Genomic DNA, 2,310 nt, shown 5'->3' on the forward strand with positions numbered 1-2,310 from the left:
GGGCGGGCGCTGGACGCGATCGCCCCGCATCTCGATCACCTGGTGGGGTCGGTCGGGCCGGCTGCGATCGCAGCGTTCGGGATCGAGACCAGCCGTATGCACTGGGACATGACGTCCATCTCCCTGCACGGCGACTACGAGCAGGCCGAGGAGGGATTCGCCTGCCCCAGATACGGCCATCCCAAGGACCGACGGCCGGACTTGAAGCAGATTCAGGCCGGGATCGCGGTGACCGGCGACGGTGCGATCCCGGTGTTCGCGCGGGCTTTCGACGGCGGGGCCGGAGAGGTCGGCCAGGTCGTGGGAACGATGAAGCAGTTACAGGGCTTGGCCTCGGCCCGGCGGCTGCTCATGATCGGTGACTCCAAGCTGATCTCGTATGGGAACCTGGCCGCGATGGATGCCGAGCGGGTGAGTTTCATCGCTCCGGCCTCAAAGACGTACGTGCCGGTCGGTGATCTGGCCGGCCTGGCGCTCGACCAGGCGACCGCGGTGGACTACACCGCCCAGCGCGATGCGAGTAAAGCCGCAGATCAGCGGAGCTCCTGGCACGTACTGGAAGCCGAAGAAGCGATGACGTTGGCCGGGCCGCTCAAGAGCGACCCGGTGGTATCGGTACGACGCGTGTTCGTGCACTCCTCGGCTCGGGCCCAAGCCGTGTCCAACGCCCGGACGTTGAAGCTGTCGCGTGCCCGCGAGGCTCTGGAACGTCTGGGGCGCGGGCTGGGCTCGCGGCACTATCCGGACGCGGGCAAGGTCACCGACCGGGTGGCCGTGATCGCCAAGCAGCGGCGGGTCGCCGCCTACCTGCGTACCACCATCGGCACCGATGCCGGCACCGGCAAACCCACACTCACCTGGGAATTCGACCAGACAGCCATCGACGCCGAAGCTGCCACCGACGGCTGGTACGCGCTGCTGACCAACCTGGACCCCGAGCAGGGCGACGCCGTACAGGTGCTGCTGCTGTACAAGAAGCAAGAAGCGGTCGAACGCCGCTACGCCGCTTTCAAGGGGCCTTGGCCGTCACTACGCTCTACCTGAAGAACAACCGGCGCATCGCCGCCCTGATCACCGTGATCTGCCTGGCTCTGCTCATCTTCTGCCTGGTAGAACGCCAGGTCAGACAGGCATTGGCCACGCACGGGCAGAGCAAGGTCAACGGTCTGTACGCCGGTCGCCCTGCCATCCCCACCGGAAATCTGATCTTCCGTGCGCTCGCTACCATGCGCATCATCCCTGGCAGCGGGACCGCGCCACCCATCATCCTCCAGCCGACCCCGGCACAGATCAACCTGCTCGATCTGCTCGGGGTCGACCCTCGCGATCTCCGTTGACGATCACGCACCTGCGGAAAACGGGCCTAGCGGATCGGCGCACGCGGGGACCGGTCCGGGAGATCGGCCCTTGCGTGGGCTGTGGCGGAGCTTTCCGCAAGGTCCGGCACTCGGCCCACGCATGGGCTGGCGGCACCGGACGGCGGATCTCCTTCCGCCTGCCCCACCGACCTCACTCGCCGTACCCGGAGGACCTGGGCCCGCGGAACGGCTGGAGCGCGGCCGACCGGCGCAGTCCCGAGAGCGATGAAGCGGGCGCGAGAGTGTCCGGGGGCCGGCGAAGCCGGAAGAGCCGGGCCAGGTCCGACGATCAGTCCGTGACGGCGACCATGGCGATCGACACCAGAATCCCCGGCCGGTCCACACCCAGCTTGCTCACGCAGCGCGGCGGCCGCACGTCCGGGAAGAACTCGTCGAAGACCTCGTTGACGCCGTCGGCGTCTTCGGGGCGCAGGAGCAAGGTGTGGACCATGACGGCGTCGCTCAGAGTGGCGCCGCCGGCGCGCAGGATCGCCTGGCAGTTGAGCAACGACTGGCGGGTCTGCTCCTGGATCGTGGGCCCTGCCGGCTCGCCGGTCGCCACATCGACCCCGATCGTTCCGGCGACGTAGATCGTGTTGCCCGCCTTCACCGCCCGGCTGTAGCTGGGATATTTCGGCGCCTCGGGCGTGGAGAAGACATCTCGGGGCATCGCATGCGCTCCTGTTCTCGAAGTGGTCTGTTCTTCCGGATGGAGCGCTCGGCCGCCGACAATGCCTGCCCTGACGTCGCCGGTTTGGTTGACCTGCCGGATCACACCACGATCGGGAAGCAGTGATCCAGGCCGGTGATGCGCAGCAGCTGGGCCAGGCACGGCGGAGGGCCGGTCAGAGCCAGCGTGGTCGGCCAGCAGATCGGGCAGGCGCTCGGCTCGCTGGCGCGTGAGGTCATCGGCACCACCGACATCGGGCTGCCCCTTTCCGACACGGCCGCG

3 protein-coding genes and 1 pseudogene are annotated in these 2,310 nt (G+C 68.1%); 3 read left to right on the forward strand and 1 reads right to left on the reverse strand.

Annotated features, from left to right (window positions below):
- On the forward strand, positions 1–1,044 hold a 1,044-nt coding region (locus AB0I15_RS66660), incomplete at its 5' end, for an IS1634 family transposase (protein WP_358121115.1).
- Positions 1,020–1,337, forward strand: a complete 318-nt coding sequence (locus AB0I15_RS66665; RefSeq protein ID WP_358121118.1) for a hypothetical protein — start codon at positions 1,020–1,022, stop codon at positions 1,335–1,337. The genes AB0I15_RS66660 and AB0I15_RS66665, both read left to right, overlap by 25 nt.
- A gap of 310 nt (positions 1,338–1,647) precedes the next feature.
- Here the strand turns inward: AB0I15_RS66665 and AB0I15_RS66670 are convergent, their stop codons facing one another.
- Entirely contained in the window at positions 1,648–2,028 is a 381-nt protein-coding gene (locus tag AB0I15_RS66670) for a RidA family protein (RefSeq protein WP_358121121.1), read from the reverse strand.
- A gap of 186 nt (positions 2,029–2,214) precedes the next feature.
- Between AB0I15_RS66670 and AB0I15_RS66675 the strand changes: the two are divergent.
- Positions 2,215–2,310: pseudogene (locus AB0I15_RS66675) on the forward strand (zinc-dependent metalloprotease); the annotation flags it as partial.

Source organism: Nonomuraea sp. NPDC050643, from assembly GCF_040654715.1.
Lineage (GTDB): Bacteria > Actinomycetota > Actinomycetes > Streptosporangiales > Streptosporangiaceae > Nonomuraea.